The organism is Robertmurraya sp. GLU-23 (assembly GCF_052983275.1).
Genome location: NZ_JBRKCV010000021.1, coordinates 26,990 through 45,708, shown reverse-complemented (window position 1 = coordinate 45,708; position 18,719 = coordinate 26,990). Strand labels below are relative to the sequence as shown.

The 18,719-nt window shown below is 38.3% G+C and carries 13 protein-coding genes; 5 read left to right on the top strand and 8 right to left on the bottom strand.

Translation table 11 applies throughout. The annotated features are described in order from the left end of the window. Nucleotides 1-14 precede the first annotated feature (14 nt). The 4 genes from ACVBAX_RS22455 to ACVBAX_RS22440 form a co-directional block, all read right to left on the bottom strand. On the bottom strand, nt 15-3,152 hold the full coding sequence (locus tag ACVBAX_RS22455) for a glycosyl hydrolase (RefSeq protein WP_447118983.1): 3,138 nt from the start codon (nt 3,150-3,152) through the stop codon (nt 15-17). A 198-nt stretch (nt 3,153-3,350) separates the two neighbouring features. After that, complete coding sequence (locus ACVBAX_RS22450) at nt 3,351-3,980, bottom strand: SGNH/GDSL hydrolase family protein (protein ID WP_447118981.1); 630 nt, start codon at nt 3,978-3,980, stop codon at nt 3,351-3,353. Between the two features lie 23 nt (nt 3,981-4,003). Next, entirely contained in the window at nt 4,004-4,963 is a 960-nt protein-coding gene (locus tag ACVBAX_RS22445; RefSeq protein ID WP_447118979.1) for a glycoside hydrolase family 113, read from the bottom strand. A gap of 154 nt (nt 4,964-5,117) precedes the next feature. Further along, nucleotides 5,118-6,125, bottom strand: coding sequence for a substrate-binding domain-containing protein (locus ACVBAX_RS22440; protein ID WP_447118977.1), 1,008 nt, complete (start codon nt 6,123-6,125; stop codon nt 5,118-5,120). 265 nt (nt 6,126-6,390) lie between these two features. Between ACVBAX_RS22440 and ACVBAX_RS22435 the strand changes: the two genes are divergently transcribed. From ACVBAX_RS22435 to ACVBAX_RS22415, 5 genes are all read left to right on the top strand, one after another. Beyond that, complete coding sequence (locus ACVBAX_RS22435; RefSeq protein ID WP_447118975.1) at nt 6,391-7,143, top strand: SDR family NAD(P)-dependent oxidoreductase; 753 nt, start codon at nt 6,391-6,393, stop codon at nt 7,141-7,143. A 725-nt stretch (nt 7,144-7,868) separates the two neighbouring features. Continuing rightward, entirely contained in the window at nt 7,869-9,104 is a 1,236-nt protein-coding gene (gene pepT, locus ACVBAX_RS22430; protein WP_447118973.1) for a peptidase T, read from the top strand. Between the two features lie 402 nt (nt 9,105-9,506). Further along, nucleotides 9,507-11,831: an immune inhibitor A domain-containing protein gene (locus ACVBAX_RS22425; RefSeq protein WP_447119052.1), complete on the top strand. Its 2,325-nt coding sequence runs from the start codon at nt 9,507-9,509 to the stop codon at nt 11,829-11,831. A 128-nt stretch (nt 11,832-11,959) separates the two neighbouring features. After that, on the top strand, nt 11,960-13,246 hold the full coding sequence (locus ACVBAX_RS22420) for an alkaline phosphatase family protein (protein WP_447118971.1): 1,287 nt from the start codon (nt 11,960-11,962) through the stop codon (nt 13,244-13,246). Between the two features lie 84 nt (nt 13,247-13,330). Beyond that, entirely contained in the window at nt 13,331-14,581 is a 1,251-nt protein-coding gene (locus ACVBAX_RS22415) for an MFS transporter (protein ID WP_447118969.1), read from the top strand. A gap of 36 nt (nt 14,582-14,617) precedes the next feature. On the opposite strand, the gene ACVBAX_RS22410 is transcribed toward ACVBAX_RS22415, so the two are convergent. The 4 genes from ACVBAX_RS22410 to ACVBAX_RS22395 form a co-directional block, all read right to left on the bottom strand. Then, entirely contained in the window at nt 14,618-16,345 is a 1,728-nt protein-coding gene (locus tag ACVBAX_RS22410) for a methyl-accepting chemotaxis protein (RefSeq protein ID WP_447118967.1), read from the bottom strand. A 139-nt stretch (nt 16,346-16,484) separates the two neighbouring features. Continuing rightward, nucleotides 16,485-17,120 (bottom strand): GerMN domain-containing protein, encoded by a 636-nt coding sequence (locus ACVBAX_RS22405; RefSeq protein WP_447118965.1) that lies wholly within the window; start codon nt 17,118-17,120, stop codon nt 16,485-16,487. A 213-nt stretch (nt 17,121-17,333) separates the two neighbouring features. Next, nucleotides 17,334-18,317: a DUF3231 family protein gene (locus ACVBAX_RS22400; protein WP_447118963.1), complete on the bottom strand. Its 984-nt coding sequence runs from the start codon at nt 18,315-18,317 to the stop codon at nt 17,334-17,336. A 101-nt stretch (nt 18,318-18,418) separates the two neighbouring features. Further along, nucleotides 18,419-18,610, bottom strand: a complete 192-nt coding sequence (locus ACVBAX_RS22395; RefSeq protein WP_447119050.1) for a YwbE family protein — start codon at nt 18,608-18,610, stop codon at nt 18,419-18,421. Nucleotides 18,611-18,719 lie beyond the last annotated feature (109 nt).

Below are 18,719 nucleotides of genomic sequence, written 5' to 3'. Positions count from 1 at the left end.
AAACTATCAATCTATTAATTAGATAATTCGACCCTATCTAGATATACTCCTGCATTTCCAGTTCCACTGGTTGGTTCCACTTTTATACCGATTGATTTAACAGCATCTAAGCCCCAGGACGGATCTAGTTGAATTGTCAGAGTCTTAAATCCACTTGAATCTACGGTTACTGCCCCACTGTCATACCAAGCCCAGTTTGAACCAACTTTAATATACAGACGAACATTCGCAGTTCCAGCAGAGAGCTTTACACGGGCACTAATCGTTTTTACAGCCGATAAGTCAGCCGCCTGTACCTTTGCTAATTCAAACCCACCTGCCTTAGTTAAATCCAAGGTAGATAAAAGAGAATGGGTACCCGATGCAGCTTCATCTGTGGAAACAGTTGGATTGGTAGCATTCGCCTGATTTTGTTCTACTATCCACCCATTGGTATCGAATTCAAAGTCATATAGGATGCCAGGTTGCTCTGGTGTGCTTCCTGGTCCTGTTCCACCGTTTGGAACTCCACCTGTCCCATCATTGATTGCTCTAATATCATCGAAATACAAAGAACTACTTAAAGTTTCCCCGTTCTTAGAATTCACGTAAATCGCAAAGTCTTGAACATTTTTAAGATTCACTTTGTTTAATGTTTTTCCTGCATTAGCTGTATCCCATGGGGCAACAGTAAACTGGTTAAACGGAATTTCAACCCATCCAGGAGTAGTTGAAGCTAAGGAAGGATACGCTTCATAAGAAACACCGTCAACACGAATTTGGATAACCAACTTTTGGTCTTTTCCGTCTGGAGCGAGCCAAAACTTAAGTTTATTAAAGCCTGACCAATCGACACCGCCTAGAGACTTTGTAATACCTGCATATCCTGAGCCACCTAGTGTGTAATCAAATTTCATTCCATAAGTGCCACCACTTTTATTTGTCCCCTGAAGAGAAACAGCAGTCGAGTCGCCACCAGCATGAACAAACTTTGTAGCTAGGGCTGCGCTATCCCCTTGATAAGACTCAAAATCATCTACAACTGATGGATCAGTAGGTGCTACTGAGTAAGTATTAAATAATTCGATGTTATCAAAATAGATATCACCGTCTAATTGTAAGCCATTACCGACCAACGAGATTGCTAGACTAGTTGCAGATTCAATCTTTGCTGGATCAGTCAAATCAATCGTAACAGGATATTTTACAAACTCTTCCCCATTTACGGTGGTTGTCTCAAGAGCAGATAGCTTTTGCTCTGTCGTTGTCATACCGTATTTATTATCCCAATCAGGCGGGAGCATAACTACCCCACGAATGCTTGCGTCATCATTTCCATTGCCTGCTTCAACGGGAATTAATGCATCAAATTTGAGCCTTTTTGTATAACCTAGTTCGTTTGGATTCACACTCTTTAGCTCGAGCTTTAATTCCTGCCAGGTATCAGAACGATTCAAACCTTTTACATTGATCTTCAACTTACCGTCTCCATCTAATGTGGAATAACTCAAATTCGTTACAATCGATTCAGGCCAAGATCCGTTATTTTGTATACCTTCTATATTCGAGTCAAAAGTATATTTTTTAATTGAGATTTCAGGCACTTTCACAAACACTTTTAAGGTTTGTTCTTGTATCGAGTTATCTACTCCGTAGGACTTTACAGTAATATCTGCAGATTTACCATTAAATGAGGCGTCTGGAGACCAATCAGCTGAATAATAGCCGTCCGCATCGCGTTGCATCGGAAATTCCGTATCTATACCTGCAACAGTAAAAGTAACTTTAGACGGATCATCGTTTAACACTCTTGCTCGGATCTTAGTAGTTGCTGTACTGATAGTTGCTCCTACTGTTGGACTGGCAACATGCATAAATGGCTGTTCTTCTGCCGCTTTAACTTTATAATGATAAGGGTTTCCAACTTCCTCCAAGAAAGAGGTATATGGATCATTAAAGTAATTAATAAAATCAGGCAGTAACTCATGGTCTCCTAATCCATTTGGAGCATCATTATAAGGTACAAATAAGTTACCATTAAGTCCAAAGTTTGCCCATGTTTGCATATAAGAAATTCTTTTTGCATCCGGGTCTGCTTTAATAGCATCCATCACCTTCGTAAACCATTGTAAATCACCATTTCCAGATACCTTCATACCTTGCGGGCTATAACCGAATTCAGAAAATGTAGCAATTTTCCCTTTTTCATCAGCCAGTCTGGAAATCATCCCTAGATCACTTACCAAGTTGTTTAAAAAGTTTTCAGTTCCTGGATTAGCTTGGTTATCATATTGATCCATTCCAAGAACATCTACATAATCATCACCAGGATATGTAGTAAGGTAGTTTTCTTGGCTACCACCGAAAGTACCGTTTGGTGAATATACATATAAGAAATTATGTACACCCTTTTTATCCCTTAAATATTCAACGGTATAACGGAAAATTTCTTTATATTGACTAGTCGTTGTAGTTTTTGCTCCCCACCAGAACCAGCCGCCATTCTGCTCATGGAATGGTCTAAATAAAACCGGAATCAGTTCACCTTTATCATCCTTTAAATTATTGGCGAATTCAGCAATATTATCTAGGAAGGCGTTAAATTCAGCATTTTTATCTCCACCAGGTAAAATATGTTCAACGACGGAGCCTGCTGTATCATTAAAGCTTCCACCCGTAACAAAGTTAGGAAAGTGTGTACTTAATGCTAAAATTCCGCCTAGATCGTGTGCTTGCTTCATAGAGGCAGCTAAATTTGTTCGACTTTGCTCAAGATTATTGGGAACACCAGGCTTTTCTTTTCCTTCTAAGCTTAAGGTATCCCAACCAAATACAGCAGGATAGTCACCCACAGAGTTTTTTACATCTGACTCAAGTTGATCTGAACCTGTAAGTGTGATTCCCTCATCTGTTGTATGCTGGTGTCCAAATAATACATGCTTCCCTCGTATATCACTCAGGTAGGCGAACAATGATTTTGTACGATCCGTTGCCATAGAATCCACAAAATTTTCAACCCTTTTGCTCCCCTTATTGGGAGCTGGTTTGCTAGCTTTTACAGAGGATGATGCCACAGAAGCCGTAACCGATGTGCTGGCATATACTGGCGAAATGGTTGATAAAATAACGGCTGACGCCAATACTGTAGAAAATATTTTCCTATTTTTCATCATACTTTTCCTCCTTGCAAACTTTTAATCTTCCTATCTTTGCGGATTAATTCCAACATCCCTCCAAAACAAGTTATATGAAACGCTTACATTATAAAATTATACACTTAGTTACTTAATAATTCAATCTACTTAACTAAAAAGTTAAGTAATTTTTTTATATAATAAAGTAATATATTAGTTGATTAAAAAGTCACCTTACTAATGTCTCACATGGTTTTCGAAAGCCTTAATCCAGGTTTGTGCCATTAGCATATTCCCCGCTGAATTGGTATGAACACCATCTAGGGTTAACAAGTAATGATTGTCAGCTTGCAGGTATTCTATAAATGCCTTATGTGTGGGGACGTAAATAGCATCAAACTTCTCAGCCAATCTCTCTACTATCTTCGCATAGCGTGCCAACTTTTGATTTCCCTCAGAAAATTCTTCTTCTTTAATGATAGTAGGTTCCATTAGAATCATTTTGGCATTCGTTTTCTCTTTTACTTGTGTTAACAAGTCTAAATAAATTTCTTCAAACTTCTCAGGGTATACTTGCTCCTTTTCTGGATGGTCAAGTTGACGCCACACATCATTTATTCCAATAGAAATAGATACATACGCTGGATTTTCATTAATTACATCTACTCCCCATCTGCTTGCTAAGTCAGGAATCCGATGTCCACCTACTCCTTTGTTAAGTACTACCGTTTTTTTATCTGGGTAAGCGGTTACTAAATAATCGTGAATTAGCCTTACATAACCTGTTCCAATATCTTCTGGATCCCCACCTCTTCCCCATTCGGTAATGCTGTCACCAATAAATACAATTTTGTCATTTTTCTTCATCTGAAACGCTCCTTTGACATATCTTACCTTGAATACCAATCCTTCAAAATTTGTTCGGCCCTTTTTCCATATATATCAAAACCTGTATTCTCACTTGCTTTTTCAAGGGGATATAATATAGTGCTCCAATCCCACCAGAAAAATCCAGCAAACCAAGGTTCATTCCAAAATACCTTCATAACAGAAGAATAAAATTTTGCTTGCTCCTCTTCATCAAATGGCAGATGGGTATGTTCAAAATCCCATGGAATCGTTGCACAGCCTTTTGCGCTGCGACAGCCTATTTCCATAAACAATATGGGTTTATTAAACTTCCGGTGTAAAGCTTTAATATGTTTTTTAACCTTTTTCCAATTTTCAATCATCACTTCTTCACTACAATCTGGACCATCAGCCACAGGGTAATAAGCACTTGTTCCAATGATATCAACCTTGTCGAACCATTCTATCCCTTCTTCCTTCCCATGATTGGCATTATAAACAATCGGACCATAGTAAATTTTTCTGACTCCATCGATTACTTTGATCCAATGCTCCGTTTTTGATTCTGTTGAAATCATCTCACAACCAATACAAAACATCTCACAGCCAAGCTCCTCAGCCAACTCCGCATAATGAAGGAGAAAATTAGTATATGACCGAAACCATTTATCCCAATACTCATGAGCATCCTCTGGAAAGCCAATTCTCGCTCTCCAAAGTCCATCTTTAGAATTGACAACAGGCTTTAAGCACACTTTTAAACCAAGTTCTTTTGCCTTTATAACAGCAAATTCAATATCCCTATCAGTCATGGTAAAGCCATAATCAAATGTAATATCTGTTGAAAATACATTCTCTTGGAAGGTGTAAAAGGACAGAGCGACCCATTCACTTCCTGTTTCTTTCAGCTTTCTAAGCGAGTCTACTGCTTCATCTGTACGATAAGATCCTCTTTTAGTATTCCAGCCATATGTCATCCCTTTAATAAAAATTTCCTTCATCGTATACCTCCTTCAGTTCTATATGCTCCAAATAAACACTGGATTTATCACGATGATAACTTAATCGATAACTTTATGTAAATACTATTCGTTACTTTCATTAAAAATCAGTACTGTTTACACATAAAAAAAACAAGGCAATAACCACCTTGTTTTAAATCTCTTTAACTGAGTCTCTATAGACAATATTTCCTTTTATTGAAACTCTGCCAAATCTTTTATGACTGTCTTTTATTTTTTCTACGATAAAACGGGCAGATGTTTTAGCCATTTCTTCAACATCAACTGCAATGGTTGTTAACGGAGGATCAGAAATCGTAGCGTAAATATCATTATCAAATCCTACAACTGAACAATCCTCTGGAACACGAATCCCTTGGCTTTTTAATTTAAGAATCAAATTATGTGCGATTTGATCACAATTGCAAACAAATGCGGAAGGCATGTGTTCCGGGATCGTCATCTCAATATATTTTCCACGTTCGTCTCTGTCTTTAATGATATAATCACTTACAAGCTCCATTTTATGTTCGAGGAGGGACTTATAGTATCCTAAGAAACGGTCTTGAATGCTACTAGTAGAATAGACATTTCCAACAAATGCTATGTTCTTATGTCCTTTATTAATAAGATAGTTGGTTATTTCATAAGCACCCATAAAGTTATCCGTAATAATGGCATCAATATCCGTTTGCTCATCATAAAAATCTAAGAAAACCTTTGGCAGATCCATGATTTGAATCGTTTTAATGTATTCTTTATTTATTTGTCCTAGAAAAACAAACCCATCTACCTTATTTTCATGATAGAGCTTAGGAAGATGTAATTGGTCCTCATCATCGCTAGACAAAATATTTAAAATCCCATAATATCCATACTCTTCTAACGCGCGCGAAATATGCTGATAAACATCTAAATAAAAGGATGACTGCGAGATGCTCGTAAATCTTTCGGGAATCATAACCCCGATATTATAAGTGGTCCCTTCCTTCATGGCTTTGGCCACGGTATTATAACGATAGCCCATTTCTTCAGCTACTGCTTTTATTTTCTCCCGCAGTTCCTCACCTACGCCTTCTTTATCATTTAATGCTTTAGAAATTGTTACACTACTAACTCCTAAACGGGACGCTATATCCTTCATTGTTACATTGTTTTTCATCCTTAATACCACCCTACTTACCTATTCCTACCTACTACTAGTTTAAACTAATATTGTTTTATTGTAACTTTATTTCATTAGAAATTACTTAACAGGTAAAATAATACATCACCTTCAAACCTTAACAAAACTCTAAATCTAGTTTCTATATAGGTACTTATTATATTTTAGAAAGAATATCCTTCCTGATAAGTAATATTGTGATAAAATATTACTTAATTTACTTAAATTGTTAAGTAAATTATACTTTAAAGGGGGATTTGTTATGGTGGATGTTAAAGGAAGATGGGCCCTAATTACTGGTGCAAGCAGAGGTGTAGGTTATCAGACTGTTATTTTTATGGCACAACAAGGCTGTAATCTTATATTGCATAGTAGAAACTTAGAACACACAAAGAATATAGAATCAGAAGTAAAAGCACTCGGTGTTGAGGCATATTCCGTAAAAGCAGAGTTAGCTAACCACGACGAAGTAGTTGCTATGCTTGATGAAATTGAAGAAAAAGGAACTCCTGTCGATATTATTTTTAATAATGCTGCTGTACAAATTGCATACCGATCAGACTATTGGAAAACTCCTATTGAAGATTTTGAAATGAGTTTCCGTATTAATTTTATCTCGATTACTACCATTTGTTATCGACTTATACCAAAAATGATTGAACGGGGATTTGGACGTATTATTAATACAACAAGCGGAATTAAAAACGAGCCAGAACAAGCTGGTTATGCCGCAAGTAAAGCAGCCCTAGATAAGTTTACGAAGGATTTAGCTTCCAAGATTGAAGGAACCAATGTTATGATTAATATAACTGATCCGAACTGGTGCAGAACAGATTTAGGTGGCTCGCATGCACCAAACACAGTAGAAAGTGCGATCCCGGGAGTTGTGGTCGGGGCATTTGTTGATGATCAAAAAAGCGGACGTTTTTTCCATGCTAGAAATTTTTACGGGCTTTCATTAGAAGATGCAGTGAAAAAAGCGGCAACTATAGAGGTAAATCCTTACATTATTTAATTATTTCAAAGGTAACTAAGGAAAAAATTCATTATGAAAGGGCATTAATTTCAACTGGATTAATGTCCTTTTATAAATTAGAGTGAATTCTAATTTCCTTACCCATACTTTTATTTTACTATTCTGCTCCTATACTACAATAAGAGAGTAATACCACTGAAAAATACATAAAAAACAAAATATAAAAATAAGACACCTGAAGCATTGAAAATATTCGCATCATCTTGCTTCCCATCATTTTTCCACCAATACTACTTACATACGCTAAATCTGCTCCCCACACAATTGAAACTGTTAAGAGGTTCTTTTCTTTGAGACTTATTTAATCTTGCTGCCTCTGCACGGTAGCTTTTCAACTTCATTTGTAAGCCGAGACCAAGGTTGTGCACAACATTATCCACATCCTTGTGGATAATGTTAACAATCCACCTTAAATATGTATATAATGGGATCCACCAACCAGTAGTTATTCACACTCCATGTGCAAAACCGGGTGACAGACACCTTTCGTGGACACTTTATGCTGTTTTGTCCACGGAGGGTGTCTGTCACCGTTCGTGGACACTTTGGGCGGATTTGTCCACCTGTGATGGACAGCCCTCTCATTTTCCTCGTAAAAAATGGGGCATGACACTGGTTTTCCTCTATGATAATATGATTCTTGTAGTTACATAAATTTAGTAACTCGTAACTCGAATTATCATCCAAAGGAGCTGAATTGTGCTTTGAAAATCGAGTTGATTGATCGTTTTATTTCTTATGTTGTTATTGACACACAATCAAATGACGAAAGCAACACCTGCCCTTCCACCCCTGGACAGCTTATTCTTGCTAATAAACTGGTAGATGAGCTAAAGTCCATTGGCCTAGAAGATGTTAGTATAGATGACAATGGCTATGTGATGGCCACCCTTCCAGCAAATACAGATAAAAATGTTCCAACGATTGGTTTCTTAGCCCATCTGGACACAGCGACCGATTTTACCGGCAACGGAGTGAATCCATTACTTCATGATAATTATGACGGCAACGATATCGTACTCAACGAAGACCTACATATTGTCCTTTCACCAAAGGATTTTCCTAATTTAAAAAACTACATCGGACATCATTTAATTACAACCGATGGAACTACTTTACTTGGCGCTGATAATAAAGCGGGAATAGCTGAAATTATGACTGCTATGGCTTACTTGGTACAGCATCCGGAGATTAAACATGGGAAAATTCGAGTTGCGTTTACACCTGATGAGGAAATTGGACGTGGTCCACATAAATTTGATGTAGATAAATTCGCTGCCACATATGCCTATACCGTGGATGGGGGCCCTATCGGCGAGCTTCAATACGAAAGTTTCAGTGCTGCTGCTGCAAAATTAACAATTAAAGGAAATAATATACACCCTGGTACGGCAAAAGGTAAAATGGTTAATTCAGCTAAAATAGCAATGGAATTAAACAGCCTTCTTCCAAGTGAAGAAGCACCGGAGTATACAGAGGGCTATGAAGGTTTCTACCATCTTCTTTCCTTCCATGGAGATGTTGAAAAGACTGTCCTTAGTTACATTATTCGAGATTTTGACCGATCAAGCTTCAATAATAGAAAAGCTACGATGGAAAAAATCGTTACTAACTTGAACGAAAAGTACGGGCAAGGAACCATTGTACTTGAGCTTCATGATCAATACTTTAATATGAGAGAGAAGATTGAACCGGTCAAAGAGATTGTTGATATTGCTCACGAGGCAATGACGAACCTTGGCATTGAGCCGATTATCGAGCCCATTCGTGGAGGAACGGATGGTTCTCAACTTTCCTATATGGGGCTACCAACTCCAAATATTTTCACTGGTGGAGAGAACTTCCACGGGAAATTTGAGTTTATCTCCATTGATAACATGCTAAAGGCAACAAATGTGATAGTGGAAATCGCTCGACTATTCGAGGAAAAGTCAAACTAAAAGGCGACTGTGCGCCCCACGTGGACAAATCAGCCTGATTTGTCCACGGAGGGTGTCTGTCACCTTTTTTTAATCAACCACCTAGTCTATTAATCTTGAAAGAAATATCCCTTCCTTAGGATGACATTCTCATATCTTCTTATTCTCTCCTTCTCATCCGTTTATCTATCCATTTATAGGAAAATATTCACATTATTTCCATGCACCTACACAAGAATAATCAGTCACTTTTCCCTATAAACATTTTCAAATTATTCTGATATATTTGAATCACTCGTGTTACTAAATAATTGAAATTCTATATACCTTTTCAACTAGTAACATAGACCATCGGATGGAGGGAAAAATTTGAAAATCTCAAAAGTTATATCCTCGGCCGCTGCTTTGGCACTATGTGTAGGGATGCTTTCTACAACTCTACCCTTTAGTTCAAAAATAGCAGCAGAATCAGCAAGTGGTTCACACGCTTCCCACTCACATGCAAGTGGTTCCCCCTTTGACCTCGGAATTGCCAATGACGAGCGATTAATCAAAATGCTAAAAGCTTCAGGTAAAATCGCACAGAATGCAAGCCCAGCAGAGGCAGAAAAAGCTCTCAACAAATTCCTACAAAACAAAGCCACATCAGCTGAAAAAGAAGCTGGTGAGCTCCATGAAAAGGAAGAAGATGTTCGTACCGCTCTTCAAAAGGAAATGAAAAATTCTAGCTTAACAAACGGAAAAGGAAACAAGCTTGGTCAGACAAAGAAGCAATCCGTTGACTCTGTTCAAGAAGAAGCATGGGACGGTGGCATGCGTACAGATAAAGTACTTGTTGTGCTAATGGAATACCCTGACCTCCCTCACAATACTCTTACCCCTGAAGAAACCGATATGTACTACGAGGGTGAAGAGGCATACTCTCAGGCTCACTATCAGGACATGCTTTTTGGAACAGGTGGCTGGGAAGGTCCAGATGGCAAAACCTATGTATCTATGAAACAATATTATGAACAACAATCTGGCGGTAGCTACTCTGTTGAAGGTACGGTTGCTGGTTGGTACAAAGCTAAAAACCCAGCTGCATTTTACGGTGGAAACGTCCCTACTCCTGATGGTAGCGATGCAAGACCTCGAAACTTAATTGCTGAAGCACTTAATGCTGCCGCGGCAGATCCAAATGTAAATCTTGAAGATTATGATGAATGGGATCGCTACGACCTTGATGGCGATGGAGATTACCTTGAGCCAGACGGACTGGTTGACCATCTAATGGTGATTCACTCTGGTGTTGGTGAAGAAGCTGGCGGTGGAAAAATCGGTGGAGACGCCATTTGGTCACATCGTTGGAACCTGGGTGGAGTTTACCCGATTGCTGGAACAGAAGCTACTGTCCCATACTGGGGTGGAACAATGGCTGCTTACGACTACACAGTTGAACCTGAAGACGGGGCAGTTGGAGTAATGGCTCATGAATTCGGTCACGATTTAGGCCTTCCAGATGAATATGACACTCAATATACTGGAGCTGGCGAGGCTGTTGCCTACTGGTCAATCATGGCAAGCGGTAGCTGGGCAGGTGATCTTCCTGGTTCTATGCCAACCGGCTTTAGCCCATATATGAAAGAAATGCTACAAGCCTCTGCAGGTGGCAACTGGCAAACAGGTACTGAAATTGACATTGCAGATGTATCTAAAGCAGGAGTTGAAGTTCTTCTTGATGAAGCAGCAACAAAAGGTACGAATAACGATGTGTTAAAAGTAACACTTCCTGACAAAGAAACCGTCATTACTTCTCCATACAGTGGAGAATCAATGTATTTCTCAGGCAGCGGAAATAATTTAGACAACTCTTTTTCTACTACTCTAGATTTAACGGATGCAACATCAGCCAAGTTAACATTTAAAACTTGGTACGACATTGAAGTGGATTGGGATTATGCTTCCGTTCAAGTGAATGGTAAATCAATTCCAGGAAACCTTACCACAGAAACTGATCCACATGACCAAAACCCTGGGCATGGAATCACAGGCTCTTCAAATGGACAATGGGTGGATGCAGAATTCGACTTATCCGCTTTTGTCGGAGAAGAAGTTGAACTTTCCATCAACTACTGGACGGATGTGGCAGCAGTAAATCCTGGTTTATACGTAGACGATGTAGCAGTAAGTGTTAACGGAGAACAAGTTGTATTTGATAATGCTGAGGGAGAATCATCATTCGTCCCTGACGGTTTCTCTAAATCAAACGGAGTTGTAACTTCCGAACATTACTACTTGCTTGAGTGGCGCAGTCACAACGGCGTTGATGAAGGGTTAGCAAATATTCGTCGTGGTGCAAGCTTAATGAGCTATGACGAAGGCTTAGTCGTTTGGTATGTTGATAAAAAGTATGATTCTAACTGGACAGGAATTCATCCTGGTGAAGGTTTTGTTGGTGTCGTTGACGCGGATCAGCACACGAACTACTGGAGTGATGGTGCGGTTGGTTCTACTCGCTACCAAATTCACGATGCAGCCTTCAATGTTAATAAAACAGATAAAATGTTCTTAGATTACACTAGTATTCTAGGAATTACAATGAAAGATAATTTTACTCAACGTTCTCCATTATTTGATGACAGTGCAGATTATTCAAACAAAGGCTTGGTTGATGCCGGACGTAACGTGCCTCAATATGGGTTAAAAGTTCGCGTAATTGGCCAAAGCGCTGACGGAACAGTAGGTAAAATCCTTCTATTTAAATAAGAACTAAGACGGACGATGGAGTTCTCTCCATCGTCTTTTTTCTGTGGTATTTCCATTTTTTTCTGAAAATTGAAATCCTTTTTGATATGATGAAGGAAGAGATTCAAACTACATAACGGAGGTCATTCATGGAACGTTTGACAAACCATTTAATTGTCATTTCGTTTGACTGCTTATCAAGCTTAGACTTTCCACTGCTAGAAACACTACCGAATTTTCAAAAGCTACTAAGAAATAGCTCCTACTGCAAAAATGTACAGACGATTTATCCCTCTGTTACGTATCCTTGTCATGCAACAATTGTAACTGGAAAACTACCAAAGAATCATGGAATTATTAATAACACCTTACTTCAGCCTGGAAAAGTCTCTCCGGATTGGTATTGGTACAGAAAAGATATCCAAGGAACGACCTTGTATGACGAAGCAAAACAAAAAGGGATGAGTACAGCTGCTCTACTTTGGCCAGTAACAGCAAAAGCAAAGATTGATTATAATATGCCCGAGATATTCGCCAATCGTCGATGGCATCACCAAATCCCAGTTTCACTAGTGAACGGAAGCTCGCTCTATCAACTTGAAATGAACAAAAAATTCGGCCATATCAGAAAGGGACTTTTCCAGCCAGAACTTGATGACTTTGTTCTTGAAACTGCTGTTGATACGATTCTTATGAAAAAGCCCAACCTCATGTTGATCCATTTTACCGATCTTGACACGAAGCGGCATGAAACTGGTTTTTCATCAAAAGAAGCTATTGCCGCGCTTAAACGACACGACCAAAGACTCGGCCGAATAATAGATGCCCTACAGTCGGCAGGAATTTTTCATCAATCGACTATTATCGCATTAGGCGATCACAGCGCCCTCGATGAGTCTAAAGTGGTAAAGCCTAATGTACTCTTTCGTGATCACGGTCTTCTACAAGTTGGGAAAAATAATCAAGTTACCAACTGGCAGGCATACTGCAAAAGCTGTGATGGATCTGCATATATCTATATAAAGGATCAAGACCAAAGGACTTTGACACTTGTTCGTGAATTACTGGACCGTTCTGAGATCGAAGCCATTTGGTCTTCAAAGGGAGCTTCTCAATTCGGGGCAGACCCAAATTGCAGCTTAATGATAGAAGCAGCTATAGGATATTACTTTCATGAATCATTTGAAGGCGTTTTTATTGATGAAGTTACGGAAACAGACGTTGCATCAAAAAAGTATACAAAAGCTTGCCACGGCTATTCACCAGAAAAAAGTGACTACAATACCCTCTTCATTGCAAGCGGCAATGGAATCCGAACAGGCCAAGCCCTAACATCCATAAGGCTTATTGATGAAGGTCCAACTCTAGCTCGCCTCCTTGGGCTCGACCTAGGTGCAGTTGATGGGAGAGTGTTAGAAGAGTTACTAATAATGTAAAACGTTTGTAAAAATAGTTCCAAACCTAATCTATGAAACTGTTTTTTATGTAAAAATGGAAGTAACCATTCAAGGGGGAATCTTATGAAGCGCTTTAGCAGAGAAGAGAAAAGCTGGATTATGTATGATTGGGCAAGCTCTGCTTATTCTATCATTATCTCTACTGCTGTCTTTCCACTGTTTTATAAGGCAGCAGCTAATAACTCCGGAGTTGATGCAGCCGATTCAACTGCGTATTTAGGCTATACCATCGCAATTGCAACTTCCATTCTAGCTCTACTAGCTCCCATTTTGGGTACAATTGCGGATTATCAAGGCTTTAAGAAAAAATTTTTTACCTTCTTTGTTGCATTAGGAATATCAATGACAGCAGCACTAGCCTTTGTTCCCAGTGATCAATGGCTATGGCTTTTAATCTTTTACACGATTGCTGTAATCGGTTCGTCCGGATCAAATGTATTTTATGATGCCTTTTTGGTTGATGTTGCCACAGAGGATCGAATGAGTCGTGTGTCAGCACGTGGGTTTAGTCTTGGGTATATAGGAAGTACCATTCCTTTTATCATTAGTATTGCGATTATTATGCTCGCACAATCTAAGATCATTCCTATCTCTACGACTTCAGCCAGCCAAATTTCATTTGTCATTACCGCTCTTTGGTGGGGGGTATTTTCGATACCAATCTTTAAAAATGTAAATCAAATCTATTATATTCCTCGTGATCCTAAGCCTGTAGCAAGTAGCTTCAAAAGGCTAGCTGAAACCTTTAAGGAAATTAAAAAGTATCGGGCATTATTCTTGTTTTTACTAGCGTATTTCTTTTACATTGATGGAGTTGGGACCATTATTACGATGTCAACTGCATATGGAACAGATCTAGGTATTGGTTCTACAACACTATTAATCGTATTATTTGTTACCCAAGTTGTTGCTGCTCCCTTTGCGATTCTATATGGGAAGCTTGCTGAAAAGTTCTCTGAGAAAAAGATGCTTTACGTTGGAATCGTGGTCTATATCATTGTTTGCGTTTATGCGTTCTTTCTTGAGACAGCCACTGATTTCTGGATACTGGCCATGCTTGTTGCCTCTTCGCAAGGTGGAATTCAAGCCTTAAGTCGATCATATTTTGCAAAGCTTGTACCAAAGGAACGGTCTAATGAATTTTTTGGTTTCTACAATATTTTTGGAAAATTCGCCTCAATTATGGGGCCACTACTTGTTGCAGCAACTGCACAAATAACAGGTCATACAAGCAGTGGTGTTTTCAGCCTCGTAATCTTATTTATTATTGGTCTTGTGATATTAACAAAAGTACCTGAACCAAAGTCTTTATAATCATGAAAACCCACCAACTGGTGGGTTTTCTCGTGATTAAATCTTGAATCCAGCTGTTAGTTCTCGTAAATTTTTAGCCATTTTAGACAACTGTTCGGTTGTTCCCTCTATATTGGTCATTGTAGCAAGTTGTTCTGAAATACTTGTACGAATTTGATCAGTGCCTGCAGCGGTTTCTCCTGCTGTCTGTGCTAAATTACTCATTGCCATTTCCATTTCATTTGTTGATAATGCTTGTTTTTCGGCAGCTGCATCAATTTGGTTAATCTCATGTAAAATCTCTTGAATATGAGAAATAATATGTTGAATGGCATCGGATACGTCATTAGATTTCTCAACTCCAGCGGTTACCAACTCCTCTACTTCTAGAACTGACGAGACGGCTGAAGATGTTTTCACTTGATTTTCCTGTACTAAATTTGAGATTTGTAAAGCTGCCCGATTACTTTCGTCTGCAAGCTTACGAATTTCATCCGCAACAACACTGAAACCTTTCCCCGCTTCTCCAGCTCGTGCTGCTTCAATCGCTGCATTCAACGCTAACAAATTCGTTTGAGCAGAGATACCTGTAATGATCTGAATGAAATCACTAATTTTGTTTGAAGAGGTATTCAACTCATTAATAACTATGGTCACATCCTTTGACGATGCAGCAATATTTGAGATAGAAGATACGACTTCCGTTATCTTTTTTGAGCCATTTACAGCTGCCTCATGAACCAATCTAGTCTTATCAGCTGTTTGTTTCGTTGCTTTTGAAGTACGACTAGAGAAGCTTGCCATTTCAATTAAATTACCCGTTGTTTCCTCCATTACCGCAGCACTTTGTGAAGTACCAGATGCAATTTCTGAAACCGTATAAGTGATTTGCTCAAGTGATTTTGTTGTTTCACTAGTTGCATCTGTTAACTGATCACTTGATTCTGAAATGGTTTCAGCGGATCCAGCTACTTCTTTTATAATTTTTTGAAGCTTTTCTACAAAGGTATCAAAACTTTTGCTTAGCTCACCAATCTCATCTTTACTATGGTAACCAATACGGGCCGTAAGATCTCCGTTACTTTCAGAGATTTCCTTGAGCTTAGATGTAACTCTTCTTGTAGGAATGCTGATAGATCTAGCAATAAAAAAGGAAAGCAATAAGGTCGTCACAAATGCAATTGCTATCACAATAATCGTGATTATTAAGGTCGTCTTGTATACAGTCTCACTCTCGTTATACGTGTTTTCAGCTTGTGCAATTTGTAGATTGATGATTTTATCAAGTGCACTTACTGATTCCGTTTTTGTTGAATCTAATAACACCATTTCCTGAGGGGGGCCTTGACTTTCTATATTGGTCTCCGTCTGCTCCTGTTCACTTCCTACCCCATCGCTTTCGAGAAAAGATGTTATCGCCTCTATATACTCATTGTAGCTAGACATAAATTCATTGTAGTTACTATTATTCTTATATTCTTCTAAACTTTCATTTGTACTGGCAATTTGTGCTTCGATTTCATCTTGAATCGATTGCATCTCTTCCTCATCACCACTAGTATCCTTAAGTGAATTGGCTAGAGTTCTTATGTATTCAATATCGGATTTAATGGACTCCAGCTTGACGATAGGTACGAGATTTTCATTATTAAGCTTTTGAATATTCGAGTTCACTTCTGAAATTTGAACTAAGGATGTTATTCCACTAATAATAAGAAAAATAAAAAAACTAACTGTGAGAACAGTAATTTTCTGTCCAAATTTGAGATTTTTCAATAGTTTCATTGGTCTTTCTTCCTTCCACGACTTTTTCATATAGGTCATTCTAACTAACGAATGTTTCTATATTAAAAAGGAAGTATGAAAAAAGTATGAACAAACAAGCTTGAAGTCTTGGCTTCAAGCTTTTCGGTCCATATTAAATTCACTTAAGTGATAACACTTCATCAAGTGTTTTTCCATCAATAAATACTGACACCTTGTTCACACTATCAAACTGAAGTGCTGTTTCTTCAATTTGTGCCTTTACCCGAGGGTTATCAAGTGCGCCACCAAGTTTTAGATTACCAGTTAGTTCAATAACTGCCTCACCATCGTCAATTATCACACTTTTAATTTCTAAGTCTGATTGATAAAGAGAATGATAAAACCCAGATTGGCCGTACATTTGCTCATTTAAGGATAATAGCTTGGTAAGTGCTGCCTTTAATGGTGCCTTTGTAGGTTCAATATCTACAAGTACCGGTATAGCACTATCATTTGCGCCAATCTTTTTTCCGCTCGCTCCATTGTCTTCTATTCCAATAAGAAATATTTTCACTTTTGACACACCAGTACTTCCTTGATCGGTTGTACCCGGATTGTCATCTGAGTCTCCGGCATCCTGCTCTTGCCCCGGATCCTTCACTGGCTTTTCCCCAGACGACTGATTGTCCCCATCATTGCTTGCAGGCTTCTCTCCCACTGATGGTTGTGACACAGGCTTTTCTTCAACATCGTTCTTTGTACATCCAATAAGTAAAACAAATGAAATGAGTAGTAGTCCGAAAAGTTTCCTCACCCTTTCCCCCTCCATATGAATGTCTTACTTCATTATATTACGATGAAAAAGAAGGTTACCTAATGGAGGAAAGAAATTTTATTTTACAATAAAGAGGAATAATATTAGAAAGACATCAGGATATATATACTTAATTTCATCGCTCTCACTCCCATCTATCGTGAAAAAAGAGCAGGATCTGCTCCTGCTCTTTTACATCCTATTTAATGCCTTTTACTTGATCGTCTGTGGGGGCTCTTCCATCCAACCATTCTGGATCATGATCTTTGCTCCCTCATGGGCATATTCAAAAATATCCTTCATATATGCTGCAAATTTTAAAGGTAAATCGTTGCGAAGGCTAAAAGCGGTTCCGATTGAATTTCCTCCTAACGAAAAACTACAGAAGAGACTTATACAGTACGTCATTATTTTATCTGAAAATGGAGGAACTTTTGAATCTGTTATATTTCCACCTGCTGTTGTTGGAACTTGTATATTATTTTGAAGAAGAAGCTCACTCATATCCTTAATGATTGCTTTTGCTAATTCTCCACCCTTATTAAAAAACTTTTTGGCCTCTTTTTCTTTCGCCACCTGAGCAAAACCAAAAATCATTTGCATCCCGGTCACATTTGACTCAATTCCATGGTAAATATGAGCAATTTCCACCGCATTCAAGGGTCTTTTTTCACTAAACAGTTTTGCGCCATCGAGGTAGTTATTGGATTTAACAAATTCAATTGATTTTTCTATTGTTACATATGGTGCTCTTGGAAGTAGACCTTTCTTCAGCAAATACTTTGTACAATTATCAAAATATTTTTGAGTCATCTTCGTTAGTTCTCTAAAGAGAAGTACGATATCCTCCCGATAGACCATAGTTAAGTTTAAAGTATGCATTCCTGAACTGATTTTTTTTACTAACCGGACGAACATAATATCAAAGCCATTATCATAAAGCTTCGGTGCATCTTTATTGACATCTTGAGGAACAAAGCCGATCGGAATGGGAATTCCCTCTGCATTAAACAAAGAAACCATCTGTTCAATAAATGGTTGCATTTCTTCTTTTAAAGAGTTCATGATTTCTCTTGCTTCATGATCATCGGCATTATTGATAAAGTAGTCTAACATTTGAAAAAGCATTGTCTTTTGTTGATATGTAATCCATACTGCTCCAATTTCTGAAGATGTCATTGAAGGTGTATCAGGCATTTTCATTTCCTCCACGCGTCAAAGAATAGTTTTCCTACCATTACTTTGCACGTGAACGAAATAAAAATTCCTTTGTATGTAAAATACCTACTTCTGGAAACTTATAATATTTCCTTTACTCTCCCAACTATCCCACTGTCTAGCATAACCTTGATTCCATGTGGATGAGTAGGGCTATTAGTAAGGATTTTTGCAACCACACCTTCCGTTAATTTCCCTGTTCGTTGATCTGCTTTTTGAACCACTTTTACTTGACTACCAATTTTTATGTTTTCTCTTTTTTGTGACAACATCATTCTTTTCCCGCTCCTCTATTATGAATAAGATCATTATCTACTATTTTCACCATATCTCCAAATACTTAAAATGTAGAAAAAAGGATATAGACCCAAAAGAGTCTAT